The organism is Gracilibacillus sp. JCM 18966, assembly GCF_055392695.1.
The window spans coordinates 4,185,268-4,205,397 of the sequence record NZ_AP043883.1; the positions used below are offsets into that span (position 1 = coordinate 4,185,268).

At 38.3% G+C, this 20,130-nt stretch carries 20 protein-coding genes and 1 pseudogene; 7 read left to right on the top strand and 14 right to left on the bottom strand.

Going from position 1 to position 20,130, the window contains the following annotated elements; genetic code table 11:
* Position 1: 1 nt before the first annotated feature.
* From ACZ5N5_RS20300 to ACZ5N5_RS20325, 6 genes and pseudogenes are all read right to left on the bottom strand, one after another.
* Positions 2 to 865: an Hsp33 family molecular chaperone HslO gene (locus ACZ5N5_RS20300; RefSeq protein WP_464373015.1), complete on the bottom strand. Its 864-nt coding sequence runs from the start codon at positions 863 to 865 to the stop codon at positions 2 to 4.
* A 601-nt stretch (positions 866 to 1,466) separates the two neighbouring features.
* The gene (locus tag ACZ5N5_RS20305; RefSeq protein ID WP_464372779.1) at positions 1,467 to 2,753 is read right to left on the bottom strand and encodes an IS110 family RNA-guided transposase; all 1,287 of its coding nucleotides are present in this window, start codon (positions 2,751 to 2,753) and stop codon (positions 1,467 to 1,469) included.
* Positions 2,754 to 2,902: 149 nt separating this feature from the next.
* Positions 2,903 to 3,725 (bottom strand): annotated as a pseudogene (locus ACZ5N5_RS20310) (GNAT family N-acetyltransferase).
* A 45-nt stretch (positions 3,726 to 3,770) separates the two neighbouring features.
* Positions 3,771 to 4,004, bottom strand: a complete 234-nt coding sequence (locus ACZ5N5_RS20315) for a DUF3953 domain-containing protein (RefSeq protein WP_054789269.1) — start codon at positions 4,002 to 4,004, stop codon at positions 3,771 to 3,773.
* A 43-nt stretch (positions 4,005 to 4,047) separates the two neighbouring features.
* Positions 4,048 to 4,410: an ASCH domain-containing protein gene (locus ACZ5N5_RS20320; RefSeq protein WP_277678305.1), complete on the bottom strand. Its 363-nt coding sequence runs from the start codon at positions 4,408 to 4,410 to the stop codon at positions 4,048 to 4,050.
* A 183-nt stretch (positions 4,411 to 4,593) separates the two neighbouring features.
* A complete protein-coding gene (locus ACZ5N5_RS20325) occupies positions 4,594 to 5,613 on the bottom strand; it encodes an NADH:flavin oxidoreductase/NADH oxidase (RefSeq protein ID WP_277678304.1) in 1,020 nt (339 codons plus the stop codon).
* A gap of 155 nt (positions 5,614 to 5,768) precedes the next feature.
* Between ACZ5N5_RS20325 and ACZ5N5_RS20330 the strand changes: the two genes are divergently transcribed.
* From ACZ5N5_RS20330 to ACZ5N5_RS20340, 3 genes are all read left to right on the top strand, one after another.
* A complete protein-coding gene (locus ACZ5N5_RS20330) occupies positions 5,769 to 6,605 on the top strand; it encodes a manganese catalase (protein ID WP_054789270.1) in 837 nt (278 codons plus the stop codon).
* A gap of 103 nt (positions 6,606 to 6,708) precedes the next feature.
* On the top strand, positions 6,709 to 7,536 hold the full coding sequence (locus tag ACZ5N5_RS20335) for a pentapeptide repeat-containing protein (RefSeq protein ID WP_054789271.1): 828 nt from the start codon (positions 6,709 to 6,711) through the stop codon (positions 7,534 to 7,536).
* A 29-nt stretch (positions 7,537 to 7,565) separates the two neighbouring features.
* The gene (locus ACZ5N5_RS20340; RefSeq protein WP_054859713.1) at positions 7,566 to 8,162 is read left to right on the top strand and encodes an AAA family ATPase; all 597 of its coding nucleotides are present in this window, start codon (positions 7,566 to 7,568) and stop codon (positions 8,160 to 8,162) included.
* Here the strand turns inward: ACZ5N5_RS20340 and ACZ5N5_RS20345 are convergent.
* The 4 genes from ACZ5N5_RS20345 to ACZ5N5_RS20360 all read right to left on the bottom strand — a co-directional run bounded on the left by ACZ5N5_RS20345 (position 8,155) and on the right by ACZ5N5_RS20360 (position 12,225).
* Complete coding sequence (locus tag ACZ5N5_RS20345) at positions 8,155 to 8,844, bottom strand: phosphatase PAP2 family protein (RefSeq protein ID WP_277678303.1); 690 nt, start codon at positions 8,842 to 8,844, stop codon at positions 8,155 to 8,157. The genes ACZ5N5_RS20340 and ACZ5N5_RS20345 overlap by 8 nt on opposite strands.
* A 57-nt stretch (positions 8,845 to 8,901) precedes the next feature.
* Positions 8,902 to 9,483 (bottom strand): DUF421 domain-containing protein, encoded by a 582-nt coding sequence (locus ACZ5N5_RS20350; protein WP_277678302.1) that lies wholly within the window; start codon positions 9,481 to 9,483, stop codon positions 8,902 to 8,904.
* Positions 9,484 to 9,585: 102 nt separating this feature from the next.
* On the bottom strand, positions 9,586 to 10,542 hold the full coding sequence (locus tag ACZ5N5_RS20355; protein ID WP_425454567.1) for an alpha/beta hydrolase: 957 nt from the start codon (positions 10,540 to 10,542) through the stop codon (positions 9,586 to 9,588).
* A gap of 168 nt (positions 10,543 to 10,710) precedes the next feature.
* Positions 10,711 to 12,225 (bottom strand): DHA2 family efflux MFS transporter permease subunit, encoded by a 1,515-nt coding sequence (locus tag ACZ5N5_RS20360; protein WP_464373016.1) that lies wholly within the window; start codon positions 12,223 to 12,225, stop codon positions 10,711 to 10,713.
* A gap of 154 nt (positions 12,226 to 12,379) precedes the next feature.
* On the opposite strand from ACZ5N5_RS20360, the gene ACZ5N5_RS20365 reads away from it, so the two are divergent.
* Positions 12,380 to 13,246 (top strand): TetR/AcrR family transcriptional regulator, encoded by an 867-nt coding sequence (locus ACZ5N5_RS20365; RefSeq protein WP_464373017.1) that lies wholly within the window; start codon positions 12,380 to 12,382, stop codon positions 13,244 to 13,246.
* A gap of 3 nt (positions 13,247 to 13,249) precedes the next feature.
* Here ACZ5N5_RS20365 and ACZ5N5_RS20370 read toward each other — a convergent pair whose 3' ends face one another.
* Positions 13,250 to 13,846: a P-loop nucleotide/nucleoside kinase family protein gene (locus tag ACZ5N5_RS20370; RefSeq protein ID WP_464373018.1), complete on the bottom strand. Its 597-nt coding sequence runs from the start codon at positions 13,844 to 13,846 to the stop codon at positions 13,250 to 13,252.
* A gap of 301 nt (positions 13,847 to 14,147) precedes the next feature.
* Here ACZ5N5_RS20370 and ACZ5N5_RS20375 point away from each other — a divergent pair, with 301 nt between their 5' ends.
* Positions 14,148 to 15,383 (top strand): IS110 family RNA-guided transposase, encoded by a 1,236-nt coding sequence (locus tag ACZ5N5_RS20375; protein WP_464373019.1) that lies wholly within the window; start codon positions 14,148 to 14,150, stop codon positions 15,381 to 15,383.
* Between the two features lie 222 nt (positions 15,384 to 15,605).
* Entirely contained in the window at positions 15,606 to 16,442 is an 837-nt protein-coding gene (locus ACZ5N5_RS20380; RefSeq protein WP_054788662.1) for an aldo/keto reductase, read from the top strand.
* A gap of 33 nt (positions 16,443 to 16,475) precedes the next feature.
* Here ACZ5N5_RS20380 and ACZ5N5_RS20385 read toward each other — a convergent pair whose 3' ends face one another.
* The 3 genes from ACZ5N5_RS20385 to ACZ5N5_RS20395 all read right to left on the bottom strand — a co-directional run bounded on the left by ACZ5N5_RS20385 (position 16,476) and on the right by ACZ5N5_RS20395 (position 19,139).
* Positions 16,476 to 16,619, bottom strand: coding sequence for a hypothetical protein (locus tag ACZ5N5_RS20385; RefSeq protein WP_181397442.1), 144 nt, complete (start codon positions 16,617 to 16,619; stop codon positions 16,476 to 16,478).
* Between the two features lie 19 nt (positions 16,620 to 16,638).
* On the bottom strand, positions 16,639 to 17,883 hold the full coding sequence (locus ACZ5N5_RS20390) for a cytochrome P450 (protein WP_464373020.1): 1,245 nt from the start codon (positions 17,881 to 17,883) through the stop codon (positions 16,639 to 16,641).
* A gap of 140 nt (positions 17,884 to 18,023) precedes the next feature.
* Complete coding sequence (locus tag ACZ5N5_RS20395; RefSeq protein WP_464373021.1) at positions 18,024 to 19,139, bottom strand: ROK family transcriptional regulator; 1,116 nt, start codon at positions 19,137 to 19,139, stop codon at positions 18,024 to 18,026.
* A 196-nt stretch (positions 19,140 to 19,335) separates the two neighbouring features.
* Between ACZ5N5_RS20395 and ACZ5N5_RS20400 the strand changes: the two genes are divergently transcribed.
* Complete coding sequence (locus tag ACZ5N5_RS20400) at positions 19,336 to 20,112, top strand: SDR family oxidoreductase (RefSeq protein WP_464373022.1); 777 nt, start codon at positions 19,336 to 19,338, stop codon at positions 20,110 to 20,112.
* Positions 20,113 to 20,130 lie beyond the last annotated feature (18 nt).

Here is a 20,130-nt window from a genome sequence, read left to right on the forward strand (position 1 = left end):
GTTAATCCTCTTTCTTTAATAAGTTTTTAAGCTCAGAAGGATAAAAATGATAAACCTTTCCACAGATATGACAAGCTGATTCGATTGGTTTGTTAGCCTGAATATATTCCAACAACTCATTTTCTTTCAATTGATAAAGCAAACCATAAAACATCTCTTTTGAGCAACCACACGAAAATTGAACGGGCACCTGATCGATAATCTCGAGATCATTGATATAGTTAGCTCTCAGCTCTTCTTGAAGCTGATTACCATTTGACCACTTACATTTATGGAAAAAGCTTGTGTTCGTATTTATTTTTTCCTTCAATAGCGTCAAAAGCTGTTGTGGAGCACCAGGAAGTAGTTGAGCATAGAGGGCATAGCTGTAGAGAACAGCATTGTCTTCGTCTATAGCTAAATTTGTTTCCAGATATGTTTCCAATTGCTCACTTTGTCTAAAATAATACGACAGATCTTTATCAATATCTCGGTAAGGCATGTCCGTAATTCCCGTAAATTGATGCATTTCTGTTCCTTTAATCATTCGAATGGAAGCATTATTACCAATTAAGTTTTGTAAGCTATTATTTTCATTCACAAAATTTTGATTAGCATAACCCCGTACATTTCCACTGGCATCTGTGTCTGCGAAGATTTTGTATTTAGGATTACTCATGATTAGTGTAGCACTAAGCCTCTGCTTCTCCTTCAATGTTGCAGATAGGAGGCTAATTCCAGATAAGGTTTTTCCTAGAGCTACATTTGTGATTCGATTGTGTTGATGGTTTCTACGAATAATTTCATTAATGAGTGGAGTATTGTCAACAAAATACAAACGTAGTTGTTTATCAAAGATTAATGCCTTTATTATGTTATTTTTCATCTAAAGTTTCCTTTCCTTACGTAATGTCTTAACCTACTATAAATCATTCCCTTACGTAAGGTTCAAGTACAATATTAATTTTTATTTGTTTTGTATTTTTTCCAAAATAGAAAGGATCTCTTTATTCTGTCTTCTTATATTTTCCATATCGAATAGTAAAATGATGGCTACTACAATAAAAAAGGCTGCAAGCATATTGGTTCCTCCCTCCCTCAATAAATTAATATATTCTTAGAATTTCATCGTTTTCCTTCCAATATCTCTTGATTACTTGAAGTCCATGATAGGCCACTTTACTATTATTTATAAATCATGATAAATATGGAATTCAATCGTCATACTTCTAACAAGGTATCGGATTTATTTTCCATTAAATGGTTATTGGTGTATGATCGCACAATGGATCTCCACTTGCACATGGCGGTGAACCCTCCCACGTCTCTCGGCGTCTTTGCGCGTAAATTCCTTCGTTCGACCTGACCATGGTGGAGGCCGGAAATGCTCCTATAGTGGGTCTATGCCCTAATGGATAAAATAACGACCGGCTACTCCGTGCTTCAATTGTCAAGAATGTTTTTTGTAAACGATGTTCTACTTTCTATTAAGCGACTTTCTGTTTGTTCGAAATCATTGGGATATCCCGAAGCATTCGTTCTTCACTGAATGCGCATTGGCGTGTTCCTATCGTGAAAAATATCTTAATTAGTTTCCTGCTTAATGCGATAAACGATTGTTTACCTGACAACGGATTATTCGATCGATAGCGATAGTATTGGTGCAGCTGTTTAAAACCTTCATTGTGTAACGATAAGGGTCTTGCCACTTGATACAATAAATTCCGCAATCTTTTGCGTCCACGTTTGGTGATGGTTGTCTGTCCTTTGAATAAACCTGATTGATTCATCTTTAAGTTCAATCCCGCTAATTTTATGATTTGGCGTGGATCTTGATAATTAGATAAATCACCAACTTCTGCGTAAAATCCAGCGACAGTGATGACACTTACCCCTTTAATTGCTAACATTTGATCAGCACCAGGAAGATGGAGAACGAGTTCTTCCAGTTGTGCTTCCAGAGCGATTAATCGTTCTTCCAACATCCTATACTGATCAAGAAGATACCGAATTTCTTGGCGTGCCATGCTTAAACCTACCTTCAGGCCAATACTATTCTCAGCTGCTTCTTTTAAAGCTTGGACACGTTTGATGCCAACTGCTCGTGTCGCAGCCTGTTTCACCTCGGAAAGCAATGCTTCTTCGGATGTTTTTCGAATATCTTCTGGCAAATAGCCCTTATCTAATAAATGGAGGGCAGCTTTTCCCGTCCAGTCTTTAAAGACGGTCAGAAATTCTGGGAAATATCGATCGAGTGCATTTTGCATTTGCGCTTTAATGGACGCTACATCCTCTTGAATGATGTCATACAGCTTCATGCCTTCCCGCAATTCTGCGTACACGTCCTCGGGTAAAGTAGGCTCATGATAACGACCGTCACGCATGATTTGTGCAATTACTTTCGCATCCTTTGTGTCATTCTTTGTTGGGGAGTCGTCGTCCATTTCCTTGAATCGCTTTACCTTCATCGGATTCACAACCACCACGGATACTGCTTGTGCTTTCAAATAATAGGCTAAATTAAGCCAATAGTGACCAGTTGGTTCCATCCCAATCATGAGGTTTGGTCGACCATGTTCTTCTGACAAGTTTTTGGCCCAATCTATCAGCTCGGAGAAACCTTGATAGGAATTCGTGAAGACAAGCCGTTTCACCAGATCTCGTCCACGATCATCTATCGCCCGAGCGACATGTTTGCGTTTCGCTACATCTACTCCAATAATTAATGTTTCTTCATTGATTTGCGCAATTCGCTTATTTTGTGTAAAATCCATACTAGAAGTCCTCCTTCGGTACTTAATTCGAGGTCATGCATGACACTCTCTATCGTACCAGGGGGGCTTTTTTTATGCATTTCTCAAATTCAGTGATTATCCCTCAAATTTTCTTATAACAGGAATGCTCCTATTTTGTGAAAATTTTATTATAGTGGGAAATCATATCCAACATAGTTAAATATATTTTTGAAGCCTAGCTTCTCTGCCACTGTGACCGAAGGCTGGTTCATCTCCATGCAATCCCAATATGGAACGATATCATTCTCTAAACAATCTTTAATAAAACAATGAGCAAGCTTTTGAGCTAATTTCTTTCCCTGATGAGCTTCTAATGTTTCAATTTCTATGCAATGTATGTTACCTGCAACAAATCCTGAAAAACAAACACTAATGATTTCATTTTTGTAGATTATACAATAACCAATCCCATGGTGAAAGAAGTGATTAAAAGAGGACCAAAACTCTAATATTTTTGAACGTAGAAATTCAATGTTTTTTATTGAGTTATTGTCAAGGATAGTAGGTCTAATTTTTACCACTTGATATTCTTGCCCTAGTATAGGTTCATCATTATCTTTGTAATCGGACCGCTGTAAGGTATAAACTCTCTGATTCCAGCTCCCTAGTTTTCGATGTTTAAAAACGCTTTCTATGGCACTATTCCATTTTTCGTGGTTGCCGATTCCTTCAAACCATTTGAGTTGGGCTTTTTTTGCTTCTTGCTGAATGACATTGTCAATAAAATCGTTTAGTTCCTTATTAAATTCCTCGTTTTGCTCACTTCCAAAGAATATAAATCCATCATTATTCCCTAACCAAATAAGCCCCGAGGTTGAGTTATCCAAATCATCCACAAAAAATACGACCTGGATTTATATTCTCAACGACTGCTATAGCTTCTAATTGACCATTTTCATTTAGTAATTTTCTACATTTACTAAATTGGGTTTTATTCAATTCTGTTATCATAAACCTATCCCACCTCTTATAGCTTGTAAAAAAACAATTCGAATCCTAAGGAATTAACTTAATACTAAATATACTGGCGAATATAACAAATGCAGCCGTGAGAAAAGAAATAATGGCATATCCTTTGCGTTTTGCTTGAAGTTCATTAATTCCCATAGCCAAGAGCATGAATCCTAAGATTAATTGTGCATATGGAATTATACTAAAACTCCCAGTAACTAAAGCATATCCTGACAAACAAACAACGAAAACTGCTAAAATAACTTTTAATAATTTCAACAATAATCATTCCTTTCCCTAATATTACTCCCCATTTACTATCCTAGTACTTGTGACTTTTTCCATCCATTAATCGAATAATAATCGCGAGTGTACCCCATTCCTTTTCCTTCTCTGGAGAATATATTTGATAGGTTTGTTCGACCATTTCTCCGATCGAACTACCAACTGCATCAAAATCACTTGCTGGGATATTTTCATACATATCTTTGAAAGACGAATACTGCTTTAGACCGATAACCTCGACTGTTAATGTTTCGTTGCCTTCAGGGATTTTTGTGAATGTTATTGTATCTCCTACTTTTACTCTTCTTCTTTTCTCATCATTTAATCTGACCTCTACTTTTTTTCTCCCAGATTTCATTGAATAGAAAGGTGTTTCATTTAGGCGCATGGTGTGTTCCATTTTCTCAACTCCTAATAATCTTTTTGCCATTTTATCACCAGACTCCATCTTATATTAACATAAATATCCAATATCACAGATAATATTATTGGCCTGATCGCAGAGGGGATTACTATTCTTACAATAAAAAAACTGCACCCTATTTGTTCACAAATTGGGGTGCAGGGCATTTCGTTAGTATTTTTAAAATCCTCGCTCGTATTGGACAGGTATTTCGATTTCCTGGTGTAATTGGCGGGCAGCATGAATGGCCCAGTATGGATCTCTTAGCATGCCACGTCCGACTGCCACGAGATCGGACGCTTTATTTCCGATAATAGCATCAGCTAGTGCTGGGTCTTCTAAGCGTCCTACCGCAATAACAGGAGCTTGCAATGCATTACGCATTTCTTGTGCAAATGGTATCATATATCCCGCATGTCCTCCTGGATTACGAGATGGGGCTATTGCTCCTTCTCCTCCAGCACTGACATGAATCATATCTACTCCTGCATCCTTATACACTTGGGCGAGTTTGACACCATCCTGTAGCTCATAGCCATTTTCGGCAAATTCTGTTGCAGAGATTCGCATAATTAATGGCATATCTGCAGGCATCTCACTTTTAGCTGCTTTGATTACTTCTACACCAAATTTGGTGAGATCCGCATATTCATCCTCCCGCTTATTGGTTAGATGGGAATGAAATTGATGAATTAAATAACCATGGGCACCGTGGAGCTCAATGGTATCAAATCCCGCTTTGACTGCTCTTCGTACCGATAAGCGGAATTTTTCCACCATTTCCTTGACTTCTCCTGTTGTTAACGCTCGTGGAGTTTTGTAGTTCCCATCAAAACGAATTGCAGATGGTGCGACAGGCAGATCTGCATCCTCCGCTTTACGTCCTGCGTGAGCGATTTGAATACCGATCTTAGCACCATTCTCATGGACCGCATCCACAATCCGTTGATAGGCTGGAATTTGATCATCAGACCAAAGGCCTAAGCAATGATTCGAAATCCGTCCATCTGGCTCCACATTTGTCATTTCCACAATCACCAGACCCGTACCACCTATTGCTCGACTGACATAATGGGTATAATGCCAATCATTTGGTGTTCCGTCTTTTTTTGAAACGGAATATTGACACATCGGTGGCATTACCACTCGATTTTTTAACGCTAAATTTTTTATGTTAAATGGGCTAAATAATGTATCCAACTTGTTTTCCCCCTTTAGAAAATAACTTCGATGGATAGTATACCAAGATTTTGCCAAACATTCACTTAATTGAACTCACGGTAAAATGATCACAAATATTAGGCTAAAGCATAGAATAAGTACAGATACCTATCTTAGGAAAAGGAAGTGAATCTATGTTTTATCATATAAAAGAATTGCAGTATCCTGCCAAACCAGATAGGCCGGATCCTCTATTCGCAAAGAAATTACAAGAGGTGTTAGGTGGACAGTTTGGCGAAATCTCTGTGGCTATGCAATATTTATTCCAAGGCTTTAATGTTCGAATGGATGGAAAATATAAAGACTTGTTAATGGATGTAGGAACAGAAGAGTTAGCACATATTGAAATGCTCGCTACTATGATAGCACGTCTGTTAGATGATGCTCCTGTCGGGGACCTTGAAGAGGCAGCAAAGGATCCTGTAATGGCTGCTATTATTGGTGGGATGAATCCGCAGCACGCTATTGTTTCTGGATTAGGTGCCATGCCTGCTGACAGTGTAGGTAACAGGTGGACTGCCGATTATATTATTTCTAGTGGGAATTTATTAGCTGATTTTAGAGCAAATTTAAATGCAGAATCCCAAGGAAGACTTCAGGTTGCTAGACTGTACGAAATAACCTCTGACCGTGGTGTGAAAGATATGCTATCCTTTTTAATTGCAAGGGATACGATGCATCAAAATATGTGGCTTGCAGCAATTGAAGAACTTGAGCAAAAAGAAGGGGTAGTCGTTCCTTCTACCTTCCCTCGCCAATTAGAAAAACAACAGGTTGCCTATGATTTTTATAATTTCTCTCGAGGCGAGGAATCGGCACAAGGTAGATGGGCACATGGTCCAAGCATGGATGGATGTTCTACCTTCTGTTATGTTCAAAACCCACCTGCCTATGGATCTGCTCCTAAATTATCTGCAGCTCCTCCCTATACATTTAACACGAATTTTCATATTCCTCCATCTTTATGTTAGGCGATTTCCCTCAGTTATTTTACTGAGGGGATTTTTTATTGCATTCTATTTTTATTAATAGGGGTTACGGACAATCCATGCTATGATAGAATGAACCTATAACATGCAAGTGGAGGTTGCTATGAAACTCATTTCAGATAAAGATTTACAGGCAGATTGTGAGCAATGCTTTGGCCTATGCTGTGTGGCATTACCCTATGCAAAATCAAGTGACTTTGCCTTTCAAAAAGCTGCAGGTGTGCCTTGTCGAAACCTAGAAGATGATTTTCGATGCAGCATACATAAAGAACTAAGAACCAAAGGCTTCCGTGGCTGTTCAGTCTATGAATGCTTTGGGGCTGGACAAAAAGTGGCCAAGCAAACATATTCCAACAAAAACTGGCGGGACCATGAAGATATTGCCCAGGAAATGTTCGAGGTTTTTCCCATTATGCAACAGCTGCATGAAATACTCTATTATTTGAATGAAGCGATGGATAGAGAAGAAACGGCTTCCTTCCATGCTGATATAGAAAAAGCCTTTCACAGCATAGAGGATTTGACGTATCTTTCCCCAGCGGCTTTATTAGAATTAGATATTCAGCATCATCGCTCCCAAATTAATCCACTACTCGTCCAAACAAGTGAAGTGATTCGGGCAAAACACACTCGAAAACATCGAAAATTACCTAAAGAATTAATAGGAGCAAATCTAAGTAATAAAGCAATACAAGGAGTTCCTCTTCGCGGTGCCTTACTTATTGCAACAGATTTTAACAATACCGATTTAAGAGGTGCTGATTTTCTCGGTGCGGATCTGCGTGATGCGAATTTAAGTGGCGCTGATTTAAGAGAGTGTATTTTTCTGACACAAGCACAGTTAAATGCAGCAAAGGGAGATAGCGAGACAAAACTACCTTTACATTTACGCCACCCTGCTCATTGGTCTTAAGGCTGTTATTAGAAAAGTAGGTGATTTAATTGATTATTTGGGTTAATGGAGCTTTTGGTTCCGGGAAAACACAGACTTCTTTTGAATTACATAGAAGAATTCCTAATTCCTTTGTGTATGACCCGGAAAACATTGGATTTTTTATTGATAAGAATATACCGAAAGAAATTGGTAATGGAGATTTCCAAGATTATGTCATCTGGCGTGAGTTCAACTATACCCTTTTGAAGTATATCGAAAGCGAATATGATGGAGTTATCATTGTGCCAATGACCATAGTCAACCCTCTGTATTTTGATGAAATTATTGGCAGGCTTAGAAAGGAAAAAATGATCGTTAATCACTTTGTATTATGGGCCTCCAAAGAAACGATACAAAAGAGATTACGGAAGAGAGGTGAAAGAAACAATTCCTGGTCAGCAAAACAAATAGATAGATGTTTACAAGGATTATCAAATGATATATTTCAACAGCGGATAAATACGGAAAATAGGACGATTGAAAATGTAGCAGAATTAATTGCATCACAATCTCGTATTGACTTATTACCTGATAATAGAAATAAGTTCAGAAAAAAATTAGATAGAATGAAGACACAACTAAATCATATTCGATTTTTCAATTAAAGTGATGGTGTCTACGTCTCCATAATAATATTTGCAATCCAAAAATACAAACTAAAAGCCAGGCTAAACCTAAAGAGACACCTGCCAATACATCTGTAAAATAGTGAACACTTAAAACTGTCCTACTTAACGGTATCAGTACAATGAGCAGACTTAACACACTGTTACAGAGCCATTTTGTCCTGCTTTTCCAACGACTTCTTGCAACAAGGTAGATGCAAAAACCGTAAAAGGCGATTGATCCTGTGGAGTGACCACTTGGAAAACTGAAGCCCGTGCCATCATATTGCATCAGAATTTCTGGCCGATCTCGTTGAAATATTAGCTTCAAGCCTTTGGTAAGCAGGCTGATTCCAACCATGTTAATCCCAAAAAAGATCGCTTCCCATTTCCTTTTCTTAAAAAGAAATAAGTAGCTGACCAACACGATTGTTGCGATCGTTAGTATTGGGACAGAGCCTAACTCGGTTATGGTTTCCATCAAGGAATGGAACCATGTATCTCGTGCAGATTCCATTACATCTTGGACAACCTGATCTATATAAAACTTTTCATCCTCTAAAATATCATCGGCAATCTCAATAAAAAGAAAGGTTGAACCAATGATAAAGGCAAATCCTATGATCAAAATGATTAACGCCATTTTAGAAGAATCTTTCGGTATCCACTTTTTCCAATACAAGCTTATTCACCCTTTACCGACTTTTCCTCCCTTTTCCCTTTTCTACGATCACAAAACCTACTGCAAATGCTTCGGCGGATCTTGATCATGAGATTGCTTGCTCACTTCCGTAAATAGATTATTGGTGGAAGGATTTGGCTGAGAGGTAGTTAGGATTTGCATCAATTGTTGAAATTCTTTTTTGGTTACTGGTTGAGCCTCTTGTTTTAAGGTATACCCTATCTGACCATTTGGTTCCAATGTGGCAAACTCCACATCCTTTATATTCGCCACATTACTCTGTCTTAGCATCATTTCTAGCTGGTCGACGGTTAAACGCAATTTTTTTAAATTTTGTTCATTTATTGTTCCATTCTCTATCAATATTTTGGATTTTCCTGTGATTAATTTTTCAATACTATCTGATTTCATTTGTAGGTATTCCATTGTAATGAGCGTGATAACTAACAAGGCCCCAACGATTAAGGTTGTCCATATATTTTTTCCCGACACTGGCTGAATAAGCAAGGTTCCGATTGAAATCATGATAATCGTTTCAGCTAGTGTCATTTGTGATATCGTTTTTCTTCCGGCAAATCTTAGTAACAATGTACCTGCTAGTACAATAAGGATTGCTTTCCAAACTAAATCCCATTCCATTGAAACGACCTCCTCTTTGATTGGCTTTCCCTATCTTTTCCATTCTTCTTGAAGTTATTCCATATAGAAAAAAGCCATCGTGAAATGGCTTTTTAGGTTCCTTTATCTCATGTATTTGGTTAAAAATTCGGTTAGCTTCGTCTGATATTGCTCTCGATAAATGGCATATGCCTCTCCGTGACTTGCTTCAGCAAATAGCATGATCTCTGCTTTTTCCGTGTTCTGGTAAAGCTTACTCGCCATTTTAGTTGGAACAAAATCATCATTTTTACCATGAAAATATAAGATTGGAACATTTGCTTTCTTTACCTGTTCAAGCGCAGAGGCTTCTTTCAAGGAGTAATCTGCTCTTATGCTTGTGATCAGACTTGTTGTCGGTAGAATGGGGAATGCAGGTAGATGATACATTCGATTCATCTGATATTTAAAGAGGTCGTACACACTTGTGTATGCGCTATCAGAGATAATGGCCTTAATATTTTCTGGTAGGCGCTCGCCACTCATCATTAATACTGTTGAGGCTCCCATCGAAAGTCCATGAACGACAATTTCTGCATCTTTTCCGACGCGATTGATTACTTTGTCGGTCCAATCTAAATAGTCAAGGCGATCATGCCAACCAAAGCCAATGTAATCTCCTTCACTCCCCCCATGGCCTCTTAAGTCTGCTGTAAAAATATTATAGCCTAGCTCTTCATAATAATATTGGCCATATAATCCCATATCCATCGCATCGCCTAAATATCCATGTGCTAAGATTACTGTCTTATTTGTCGGCTTTTTTGCTTCTAAAAAATAACCATTAAGATGGAGTCCGTCATAGGATTCTAGTTGCCATTGTTCAAAATCCTGATTCGCTACCCAACTACGCCAATCTCCCTTTAAAAAAACATCCATCGCTGCAGTGGAGACAGTTAAATCCTCATTTCCTTGCAGAAACTCCTTCTTCTCTCTTTTAATGGCTAAATCATAAAAGAAATTACCTGCAATTAAGTCTATGATTAATAGAATACTAATAAGTGCAAAACTAAGCTTTATCCAAGTTTTTCTCCTCAAGATGATCCCCTTTCTAAGCTGCTTATTCTATTATATCAAGAATAGCGGATCATTTGAGCTATTAATTTTTTGTAGGAATAGTATATTATGGATTTTTCCCGCCACTATTATAAGTGATACCGCCATTAGCTCGCTTAAAAGAAAAAAGCAAAATCGGTCTGATTTTGCTTTTTACTCTACAGCTATTTTTTTAGCTTCGACTTTCGTTTCTGCGTCTTGCTGATGTGGTGGCTTCACGCGTTTAATAAATAATGCTAAAATCAGCGCGAGACATGCAATTAAGGTAGAGACAAAAAAGCTAAAATTAATTCCCGCAAGCATTCCTTCATGCAGCACATCTAATGGGATCGAACCAGCTTGCTGTGCACCTGTCTCTACATTTCCTGCACCATTAGCTAGTAAGTCTTCAATTTTGTCATCTCTTCGATTGTTCATCACAGATACTAACAATGCTGATCCAATCGCACCTGATACTTGCTGTAAGGTATTATTCATTGCTGTACCATGCGGGTTATTGATAGCTGGTAATTGATTCAAACCATTTGTCATGACAGGCATCATCACCATAGACATACCGAACATTCGAAAGGTATACAATAACACTAGTGTAGAATAGGCTGTATCCATACTAATTTTACTAAAGAAGTAGGAGGTGACGACGGTAATCGTTAGACCGATTACTGCCAATGCTCTTGCACCGTATTTATCAAAAAGTCGTCCGGTAATTGGTGACATAATTCCCATCACAATTGCTCCTGGTAGCATTAATAAGCCTGAGTCAATTGGAGAAATACCTCTTATTGTTTGTACATAGATCGGCATTAAGATCATCGCTGAAAACATCGCAACTGCAATGACAATCGCGATAGCAGAAGACAATGCGAACATGGGATATTTATAGATACGAAACTCTAGCATTGGTTCATCCATTTTCAATTGGCGGATGATAAATAAGATAAGTCCAATAGCTCCTGCTATGATTGTTCCATATACAACAGGATCATCCCAGCCTCTATCCCCAGCATTACTAAAACCATAGAGCAATCCGCCAAAACCGATACTGGATAAAATCAATGATAAAATATCGAGCTTAATAGAGCGTTGGCCCGTAACATCCTTCAGTTTAAAGATAGAGATGACTAAGGTTAAGAGGGCAATTGGTAAGACGACATCAAACAGCATCCTCCAGCTATAATGCTCCACTAACCAGCCTGATAATGTTGGTCCAATAGCAGGTGCTGTGATCATGACAATACCGAATGATCCCATTGCTGCTCCTCTTTTTTCTACTGGAAAGGCTGCGAGCATTACGTTCATTAATAATGGCATCATAATCGCAGAGCCTGATGCTTGAATCATTCTAGCGAGTAATAATACCCAAAATTCTGGTGCAACACTTGCTAGAAAAGTACCAAGTGTAAATAAAGACATGGCAGTAATGAATAATTTCTTGTCAGAAAAACGTTGAATAAAAAAAGCACTGGCTGGAATTAATATTCCATTTATCAACATATACCCAGTTGATAGCCATTGCACATCTGTTTCATCCACAGCAAAGTCTGCCATAATAGACGGTAAGGCAACATTTAATAAGGTTTCATTCAAAAGTGCTACAAAAGCTCCAATAAACAAAATAGCAATCATGCCATAAGGAGGCTTTGCATGCATCGATGTTTCGTTAGTCATGTATTTTGTTTCCTTCTTTCCATTAATTTGTTTTAGTACTTCATTATTTTATACCTATAGTTCAATTTTTTCAATAATAAAATTTGTTTCAAGTAATAAATATTGATATAATAAGGTTTATACAAGTATACTTACGTTATAAAAGGGTGAAAAAATGAGTAAAAAAACAAGAACCAAAATCATAGAGGCCGCCCATCAATTATTTATTCAAAAAGGTTTTGATACTACTTCTATTCAGGATATTTTAGATAAAGCTGGGATTTCCAAAGGGACATTTTATAATTATTTCCAATCTAAAAATGATTGTTTAATCGCTATCATCTCGGTTGTTAGGGAAGAAATTATCGATAAAAGAAGAGAATTGGCTTTTGGGAAGGACAAAGCAGATGAAGAAGTCTTCATTCAACAAATTGCCATTCGAATTAATATGAATCGTCAACATCATCTAATGACGGTATTTGAGACGGTATCTTTTTCGGAGGACAAGGAATTAAAAGAGCATATAACCGATGCCCATCAAGGAGAAATTAGGTGGATTGCTAAACGATTAGAGGACTTATATCCATCAGAAGGCCATCCCTATACACTAGATCATGCTATTATGTTGATCGGAATCACCCATCCCATGCTATACGCAGCAAGACTTGGCGTTGATGAGCATATTACGACAGAAACGATCATTCGTTATGCGATGAGAAGATTGAGGTCCATGCTAGACGAGCAAATCAGCCAAAAGGATCTATTTTTTCCGAAGGATTGGTTTGTACAAACAGATGTGAAAGAAAAGCAGGAACAGGAGCACATCCTAAAAAATCGACTAGTAGCACTCCAGCAGGTCGTAAAAGAAGAGAAAGAGAGACAATACTTATCGTTCTTATTAAAGGAGATACAAGAGGATGAACCTCGCCATTTCTTACTCGAAAGTGTGTCTGCGTCTTTAGAACAGCTCGCCATAGGAATGACATATGAGCATAAGGTAAAGCAAGCTGTTCAATGGATGGCAAGAAGATTTCATTGGTAAAAATTACTCCATTGTTTTATAGCGGAAATGCTTCACTTTTTTCTCCAAATCTTGGACGATTTCAGTGATGGATTTATTCGTAGTATCATATAAAAAAGGGATATTGGCTTGCTTTGTCGATAATTCTTGTAATAATTGAGAGGATCTGTGAAGTAATTCGATATCTCCTCTTTTTTCTATTCTATCTCTGATGGCTTCATCATTGGCGATTAATACAATATAATAGACTTCGACGTTTTCATTCGTTAATTGGCTAATAAACCAATCTAGTTCATCCTCTACTACATAATCAATAACAACATTCAAATTAGATTGTAGTGCATTATTTGTCACAGACAATATATTTTGCCATGTAATCGCTAATTTTTGTTCCCAGTTCATCGTTTGATCAGATATCATATGAAAGAGTAGGTCTCCTTCAACGAGCATCGTTTTTTCTATGTTGTTGACTAACGCCTTTGTGATCGTTGATTTTCCCACACCACATGGTCCAGATATGATTACTACGGAAAGCTTCATGACAATATCTCCTCGTATATTATATTTAAGCCCATCTGTTGGACTCACTATTTTCCTCATTTGACCTGCAATAAATTTCAAAAAACACTTGGACGTCTTGTGATGTTCCTAGATAATGGTCTTAAGGATCATTTGGGACAATTCTGTCATCTCCTGTGGCTAACCACATTTAAAGACTGTTTCCCAGTGTACGTGCAGACCTTCCTACTCGCAGGCTGTGCACTCTGTCCCTCGAACTTGGATGATAGTAGCTCCAAGGCGGCTTTCGATACAGAGATAGTACTGATACACGAGGTTGTTGATCGGCGTTCACACTAGGGATATCCCGAGGCGTCCAAGATAGGTTCCAATGATTCTAATTTAGAAAGGAGGGGAATTCCCCATGCGATTATTTGTCGGATTAGATGTTAGTTCTTTTGATATCAAGGTTTGTTTGTTAGATAGTGAAGGTGTAAAGTTATCTTCCTTCACCGTGTCGAATGATTTACCTGGTGCTACTGCTTTACGTGAAGCTATTTTTCGTACCATGGATGGACAATCTGTGGAAGTATTAAAGATTGGCTTAGAATCCACTTCCGTGTACAGTTTTCATCCAGCGATGTTTTTTCATCAGGATGAAGAGCTCCGTAAGCTTGGTGCACAAGTATTTGTGATGAATCCAAAACAGATTGCCAACTTCAAAAAGAGTTATCCAGACATGGACAAGACCGACGAGATTGATGCATTTGTGATTGCCGATTATTTACGATTTGGTCGTTTATCGATGTCGGTGGTCAAAGAGAGTCAATACGTTGCCCTACAACAGTTGACACGCTCTCGCTACCAACTCGTACATCAGATGACCAAAGAAAAGCAACATTTTCTTCAACACTTGAGTTATAAGTGTAATACGTTTCAAGAAAACGTCGAATCTTCCGTGTTTGGACAAGCTATGATGGACTTATTCTTTGAAAAATATAGCCTGGAAGAACTCGCTCAGATGTCGATCGAAGACCTAGCTGATTACCTCCAAACCAAAGGTAAAAATGGTTTTCACGACCCTGAAAAAGTGGCCAAGTCCATTCAAAAAGCAGTACGTTCTTCCTATCGTTTGGATAAGGTAGTGGAAGACTCGATTGATCTCATCTTGGGCACTATTATTGAGCTGATTCGCACCATGAAGGCACAAATCAAGCAAATCGATAAAGCGATCACTAAAATCATGGCTGGCTTACCCAATACCCTGCAATCCACACCCGGAATTGGACCTGTATTCGCTGCTGGTATCATCGCAGAAATCGGTCAGATTGAACGATTTGAAGCAGAGGCCAAAATAGCCAAATATGCAGGACTATACTGGCGAAAACACCAATCAGGCAGGTTTACGGCAGATGATACTTCCTTATCTCGTAACGGGAATCAGTATTTGCGTTATTACCTTGTTGAAGCCGCCAACTCGGTGAGAAGGCATCTACCTGAATACCAAGCTTATTACGAGAAGAAATACCGTGAAGTACCGAAACACCAACATAAAAGAGCACTCGTCTTAACCGCTAGAAAATTAGTGCGTTTGGTGGATGCGCTACTACGCAACCATCAAATCTACACGCCACAAGGGAGCGTGAAACATGAAGCTTAGAAAGTAGCTTCTACAACCCTTGTGTAATTACCATTAATTTACATTTGATTAATGGTCTAGTTTCCTATTGCCTTTTTTAACAAAATTGCACCTTGATATCTAAATCTTTTTTATTTTGTATCTTGACATATTACCGCAGGTCTTTTATTCAGTAAAATTAGTTTCATACCCACCACTAATGTGGTAATAAATATAATATAACACAAAATAAGGAGTGGAATAATGACAATACCTGAAGTAACATTGAATGATGGCATTCGTATACCAATGATTGGTTTAGGAACCGCTAAAGTGAAAGGAAGTGATGGTGTCCGTGCTATTACATCTGCGCTGGATGGCGGTTATCGCTTAATAGATACTGCCTATAATTATGAAAATGAAGGCACAGTTGGGGCTGCCATTCGAAGAAGCTCAGTAAAGCGGGAGGATTTACGGATTTCCTCAAAACTCCCGGGTCGATATCATTCCTATCAAGAGGCAGTAACTGCCATACAGGAGTCCCTTTACCGTGCGAATTTGGATTATTATGATTTGTACCTGATTCATTGGCCAAACCCTAAGCAGGATCAATATGTGGAAGCATGGCAAGCATTAATCGATGCAAAGAAATGGGGACTCATTCACTCGATAGGTGTCAGTAACTTTTTACCAGAACATCTTAAAAGATTAGAAGAAGAAACTGGTGTGTTACCGAGCATTAACCAAATTGAGCTTCATCCATTCTTTAACCAAGAGGAACAAAGAAAATGGCATGAACAGCATGGGATTGTCACCGAGTCGTGGAGCCCTTTATTCCGAACGAGTGAAATACTTCATCAGGAAGTCCTTCAAGAGCTTGCGCATAAGCATCACAAATCGGTTACGCAAATCATCCTACGTTGGCACTATCAGCTTGGGGCTGTTTCGATTCCGAAATCTTCTTCCCCTGAGCGTCAATTAGAGAACATCTCCATCTTTGATTTTTCTTTGGGTCAGGAGGATATGGATAAAATAGCGAACCTTACAAGGCCTGATGGTCGTATTAATGATCAGGATCCAGCTGTTTATGAAGAATTTTAGGGAGCTAGCAGGTGCTAACTCCCTAAATTATTATTATTTATCCTCTTCTGATTGTGAAGTGTTTTGGCTTTTTTTCTTATCCTTTTCATTTTTTAAATCTATTTCTAGATCTCTTAGCGGGATTTCGTCGACATGCTGTGGCTCTCTTCTTTTATCGTCGTTTGACTTCCTTTCCATTCTCTTCACCCTCCTTATATTAAGCAATGATGATGGTGACTTTGCTTTCTGGAAGACTCGGGATCTCACTCATGCTGTAATCTAAGTCCTGCTTAGGAAAATGATAGGAAACATCATGCAGGAAAAATTTCAGGGTCACTTTTAAAATGGCTAGCGTAATAAATTCTCCTGCACAACGATGACCTATATCGTATTCCCCACCACCCTGTGGAATAAAATCAAATGGACTTCCCTCCCACTCTTTAAATCGACTAGGATTAAATTGGTCTGGAGCTTCCCATAAGCTTGGATCATGATTAGTTCCATATAAATCTAATAAGGTAAGGGTTCCTTTTTTAAAGGGATAGTCGTTCCAAATAAAATCCTGTTTTACTCTTGCTGTAGCAAACGGGAAGAATGGGTAATAACGTCTAACCTCTTGAATAAAATTCTCGTAGCTAAATTCCTTTTGATGCAATTTATCGACCTGTTCTGGATACTGATGCACTGCTAATATAGTGAAATCCACGTAAACAGATATAGCGACAATTGGTCTAAGGAGATTTAGTACTTCCACAGCTGCAGTTTGTTTATCTAACAAGTTGCCATCTAGCCCTTGGTGCCAAGCAAACTGATAAATGGGACTTGACTTGGCTACTTTTATTTTTTCCTTACGAATGTCCTCGATTAATTGCTTTAGCCATTTCTCTGCTTTGGATCTTGACCTTCTTGCTTTCCAATGCTTTGGTCCTACGTTTGACGCATTTTCAAACATGGCACTCAGTTCATCTACCCATTTTTCTGATTCCTGTCTATCTAGTGGAATGCCTGTCCATTGCATAGCAACCCTTGTTAGAACATGTTTAGCCATATCATAAACGGTGACCTGTTCTGCTGAATGACGAGAAATTTCTTGACTCCATTCCGCTTCTGTAAGCTCTTGGATTTCCTTTAGCATCTCTCTTGTCATTAGTGACATGAACATAGCTTTTCGATGATGATGCCGATTTTCATCTAACCCTTGCACACCACCCTCGCCAAGCAATGTTTTTTGCAATCTTTTCGGTGCTGCCCCTTTGCGTTCAAATTTCTCATTGTCATAAAATAATTTTGCTTGTTCTTTTCCAACCATACAAATGACCTTTTCGCCTAAGAGCTTTGTTTCAAAAATTCTTGATTCGTACTTGTTCTTACGATTTTGGATAAAGGTATAGCCTTCCTTCAGTAATTGCAATGTATGATCAATGCCTTTTTCCTTTGGCATGTTTATCTCTTCACTAGACATCGTTCACCCTCCAAAAAACATTTTGTTTGTCTATATTTTCCCCTTTTTTGGAAAGCTAAACAATAAAATGAAAGATTGTGACCGCAGCCACTAACGGAAGCAGTTCGAGATGAAGCCAGACAACTGGATCGATCATCCCATCAAACGGAATAAATAAAATCCATGATGAATGGCAATGCCGCACCAACTGGAACTCCATTTTTGGGGGAACGGCTTAGATGAACAAATGATTCTTTGCTTGGAAATGCTGCCTGTTTTCTTATTTTGTCATGAAGGATGTCAATATCTTGTTCGATTAAATATGGAGAAAGATGGCCACCGAGAATAACTTCTCGATCAATGACTTGATGAACATTACCAATCGAGAAAGCTAGATGCTTTAAAAAGTCATCCCATCTTAACACATAGCTTGTCACCCCTTCACGCAGCTCCGAGAAAAAGCTGTCTAGGGTTTCCTCTTCTCGCAAAAGCGCACTGACTGAACAAAAGGTTTCCATACAACCTTTTTTACCACAATAGCAAGGCGGACCATTAGGGTCAATGGTCATATGCTCTACCGTGCCACTATAGCCTTCATTACCCATTTCAATCTGGTTATGAATAATAATAGCCCCACCAAGATGCATGCCGATAGATAAATAAATGGCATCACCAATATCGTTCCTGATCCATAGCTCTGTTGTTGCAGCACATTTGGCGTCATGCAAAAATCTACAAGGGTAATCTAAATAAGTAGAAAACCTTTCGATTCTTAAACCAGTACAATCCAAAATCTTTCCATAAATAATTTCCTTACCATCTTTAGTAGTCAATGCCTGTACCGCAAAGCCAATGCCTAGTACCTGCTCTTTTGAAACTTCTAATGAATCGATAAAGGCTTTTACTTTATTACATAAAGTGCGGAAATAATGATCCTCTTGAGCAAAACGGAGAGAAAACTCGGTTTCTTGAAAAACATGACCTAGTAAGTTGACCGCTAGCATTCTAATGGAGTTTCGTTGAATTTCTACCCCTATGCTAATACGTGCCCCTGGTCGGAGTGCATAAGCCGTAGCTCTACGTCCAACAGAAGATTGAAATTGTCCACTTTTTTCAATCAATTGCTCCTTTTCTAGCTTCACGAGATTTTGTGTGATTGTAGGTAAGCTTAATTGTAACTGATGAGCAATTTCTTGCTTCGAAAGCTTTTCATTATGATAGATCAAATGAAAAATGGCGGAATAATTACTGTTTTTAATATCTTTGAATGTGACCATATACATAACCTCATTAAATCAATATATTTTATAAAATAATTTTCTTTAAATATAGCACACGAATCATGACTAGCTCAAAAATTTGCTAATAGAAGGAAAAATTTAATGTTGACGTTTTCATTATTGCGTTTTATTATATAAATATATTTTATAAAACTATTTTACAAAATACATTAATAAAAGAGAGGTTTTACACATGGGAATTATCGAAAAAATGCGACTGGATGGTAAAAAGATCTTTGTAACAGGGGGAGCTCGTGGAATTGGCAAAAGTGTTGCAACTGCTTTTGCCGAGGCAGGGGCGGATATTGCCATTGTAGATTTAGATATCAAGGAAGCAACAAAGACAGCGGAAGAAATTAGTACAACTAATGGAACAAGGGCCATTGCAATCGAAGCCGATGTTACCAAGCCTGATGATGTTAACCACATGATGGATCAGTTTCTTCAAGCATTCGGGCGCTTGGACGTTGCTTTTTGTAATGCTGGAATTTGTATCAATGCCCCTGCAGAGGATATGAGCTTTGAACAGTGGAAAAAGGTAATCGATATTAATCTAACAGGGGTATTTCTCAACGCCCAGGCTGCTGGCAAGATCATGCTCGAACAAGGTGGTGGCTCTATTATTAATACAGCATCGATGTCTGCTCATATCGTGAACCATCCACAACCTCAATGTGCCTACAATGCGTCTAAAGCAGGTGTGATTCAACTAACCAAATCACTTGCGGTGGAATGGGCTACTAGAAATGTACGAGTGAATTCGATAAGTCCAGGATATATGGGAACAGAGCTTACTCTAAACTCCCCCAGTCTACAGCCATTAATTAAACAGTGGAATGAAATGACGCCAACGAAGAGGATGGGAAAACCTGAGGAATTACAATCCATCTGTGTTTATCTTGCGGGAGATACTAGTAGCTTTACAACAGGATCGGATTTTGTCGTAGATGGTGGTTTTACAAGCATTTAAGCTTAGATAATATTCGAT

Coding starts and splice junctions, on each gene's coding strand:
- ACZ5N5_RS20300 (WP_464373015.1), bottom strand. CDS start 865: ATGAAAAATAACATAATAAAGGCATTAATCTTTGATAAACAACTACGT.
- ACZ5N5_RS20305 (WP_464372779.1), bottom strand. CDS start 2,753: ATGGATTTTACACAAAATAAGCGAATTGCGCAAATCAATGAAGAAACA.
- ACZ5N5_RS20320 (WP_277678305.1), bottom strand. CDS start 4,410: ATGGAACACACCATGCGCCTAAATGAAACACCTTTCTATTCAATGAAA.
- ACZ5N5_RS20330 (WP_054789270.1), top strand. CDS start 5,769: ATGTTTTATCATATAAAAGAATTGCAGTATCCTGCCAAACCAGATAGG.
- ACZ5N5_RS20335 (WP_054789271.1), top strand. CDS start 6,709: ATGCAAGTGGAGGTTGCTATGAAACTCATTTCAGATAAAGATTTACAG.
- ACZ5N5_RS20350 (WP_277678302.1), bottom strand. CDS start 9,483: ATGGAATGGGATTTAGTTTGGAAAGCAATCCTTATTGTACTAGCAGGT.
- ACZ5N5_RS20360 (WP_464373016.1), bottom strand. CDS start 12,225: ATGACTAACGAAACATCGATGCATGCAAAGCCTCCTTATGGCATGATT.
- ACZ5N5_RS20365 (WP_464373017.1), top strand. CDS start 12,380: ATGAGTAAAAAAACAAGAACCAAAATCATAGAGGCCGCCCATCAATTA.
- ACZ5N5_RS20375 (WP_464373019.1), top strand. CDS start 14,148: ATGCGATTATTTGTCGGATTAGATGTTAGTTCTTTTGATATCAAGGTT.
- ACZ5N5_RS20380 (WP_054788662.1), top strand. CDS start 15,606: ATGACAATACCTGAAGTAACATTGAATGATGGCATTCGTATACCAATG.
- ACZ5N5_RS20385 (WP_181397442.1), bottom strand. CDS start 16,619: ATGGAAAGGAAGTCAAACGACGATAAAAGAAGAGAGCCACAGCATGTC.
- ACZ5N5_RS20390 (WP_464373020.1), bottom strand. CDS start 17,883: ATGTCTAGTGAAGAGATAAACATGCCAAAGGAAAAAGGCATTGATCAT.
- ACZ5N5_RS20395 (WP_464373021.1), bottom strand. CDS start 19,139: ATGGTCACATTCAAAGATATTAAAAACAGTAATTATTCCGCCATTTTT.
- ACZ5N5_RS20400 (WP_464373022.1), top strand. CDS start 19,336: ATGGGAATTATCGAAAAAATGCGACTGGATGGTAAAAAGATCTTTGTA.